This is a genomic window from Variovorax sp. P4_B11 (genome assembly GCF_056402355.1).
In genome coordinates, this window is record NZ_JBFUHO010000142.1 from 1 (window position 1) to 2,210 (window position 2,210).

Here is a 2,210-nt window from a genome sequence, read left to right on the forward strand (position 1 = left end):
GCCAGGCGCCGGTGCTGCTGCGCGCCACCACGCGGCTGCTGGCGCGCGCCCGGCTGCTGCCCTGGGCGCTGGGCTTCGTGAGCCATGCGATCTGGACGCTGTCCTTCGCGACGGTGCTCGCGGCACTGTTGTTCGCGCTGGCCTTCCGCAGCTACACGCTGAACTGGGAAACCACCATCCTCGACCCCGCCTTCTTCGTGCGCAGCGTGCAGGCGCTCGGGCAGGCGCCGGCCTGGCTGGGCTTCCCGGTGCCTGACGCGCAGGCCGTGCTGTCGCCGCTGGCGGCGGCTTCGGGCCAGCGCGCCTGGGGGCTGTGGCTCACGGGCTGCATCGTGGTCTACGGGCTGCTGCCGCGCCTGGCCTTCGCGCTGCTGAGCGCGGCCGTCTGGGCCCTGCGCAGGAAGGGCCTGCAGCCCGATCTTTCCGAGCCCGGATTCCAACGGCTGCTGGCACGCTTCGAAGCGCTGGCGCCGCGGCAGATCGTCGATGCCGATCCCGGCCGCATCCCTCCCGGCACGCCGTCGCACCTGTCGGCCGGCAACACCACCGACATCCTGATCGCCATCGGGTTCGAGCTGCCGCCGGAACAGCCGTGGCCCCCGGCCCGGCTCGACATCGCGACCGCGCAAGCGCTGCGCATCGACGGCAGCGCGGACCAGCGGCGCGAACTGCTCGACACCCTGGCCCGCGTGCGGCCGCGGCGCGCAGTGGTCGGCTGCCGCGCCGCGTCCAGCCCCGACCGCGGCACCGAGCGCTTCCTGCGCGAGGTGATGGCCCTGTGCGGCGAATGCCGGCTGTGGCTGCTCGGCGGCCCGGCGGATGCCGCGGCCCGGCTGCGCTGGCAGGCCTGGCTGACCGATGTCGGCCTCCAGGAACTCGGCGCCGGCGACGCAGCGGAGGCCGTGTTGCACGGCTGGGCATGACGGCCCCGATCCGCATCGCCGTGGTCGGCCATGCCAACGCCGGCAAGACCTCGCTGCTGCGCACGCTGACGCGGCGCGTGAACTTCGGCGAGGTCTCGGAGCGCCCCGGCACCACGCGCCACGTCGAGGCCGTCGACCTGCAGGTCGACGGCGCGCCGGCGGTTCGCTTCCTCGACACGCCGGGGCTCGAGGACGCGGTCGCGCTGCGCGAACACATCGATGGCCTCGACAAGGCCGCGATGCCGCCCGAGCGCATCCGCCGGTTCCTGCAGGGCCCCGAGGCGCACGGCGTCTTCGAGCAGGAGGCGAAGGTGCTGCGCGCGCTGCTCGAGGTCGAAGCCGCGTTCCTCGTGATCGATGCGCGAGAACCCGTGCTGCCCAAGTTCCGCGCCGAGATCGAGCTGCTGAACGCCTGCGCGCGGCCGCTGCTGCCGGTGCTCAATTTCGTCCGCGATGCGGCCAGCCGCGAGGCCGCGTGGAAAGCGTTGTTGTCGGCCTATGGACTGCACGTGGTGGTGCGTTTCGATGCGGCAGCGCCCTTCGTCGGCGCCGAGCGCGAGCTCTATCGCGACCTCGCCACCCTGCTGCGCGACCGGCGGGCACGGCTCGATCGCGTGGCGGTCTTCCTCGAGGAGGAATTCGCGCAGCGCCGCCAGGCGGCGGGCCTGCGCGTCGCCGAGCTGCTGGTCGACGCCGCGTCGATGCGGCGCACCGTGCCGGCCGCCGACTTCGCCGACGCGCCGACCCGGCAGCGATCGATCTCCGCCTTGCAGCAGGCCGTGTTCGACAAGGCGCAGCGCTGCGCCGACGACCTGCTGGCGCTCTACGGCTTTCGCGAAGGCGATGCCGACGAAGCCGCGCTGCCGCTGCTGGAAGGCCGCTGGGCCATGGATTTCTTCCATCCCGAGGCCCTGAAGGACGCCGGCATCCTGCTCGGCAAGGGCGTGGCGGTGGGGGCCGCGGTCGGCGTGGTGGCCGACCTCGCGCTGGCCGGCCTCTCGCTCGGCGCCGGTGCGGCGCTCGGCGGCGCCATCGGCGGCGCGGTGTCGCAGGGCCTCGGGCCGCTGGGCCGCAAGCTGGTCAACAAGCTGCGCGACGTGCATGAACTGACGGTCGAAGACCGCGTGCTGTTCGTGCTCGCGGCCTGGCAGATCGCGATGCTGCGGGCGCTCGAGCAGCGCGGCCATGCCGCGATCGACCGCATCGCGGCCGGCTCCGGAGAGCCGGTGGCGGCCGCCCGGCAGGCGCTGGCGGACCTGGTACGGGCGGCGCAGCCCGCGCGCAGCC

2 protein-coding genes are annotated in these 2,210 nt (G+C 73.9%); both read left to right on the forward strand.

Annotated features, from left to right (window positions below):
• Window positions 1-923: DUF2868 domain-containing protein (locus AC1DYD_RS41245; protein WP_478178469.1), on the forward strand; the 923-nt coding region annotated here is incomplete at its 5' end.
• A partial coding sequence (locus tag AC1DYD_RS41250) for a GTPase/DUF3482 domain-containing protein (protein WP_478178470.1) occupies window positions 920-2,210 on the forward strand: 1,291 nt, incomplete at its 3' end. The genes AC1DYD_RS41245 and AC1DYD_RS41250, both read left to right, overlap by 4 nt.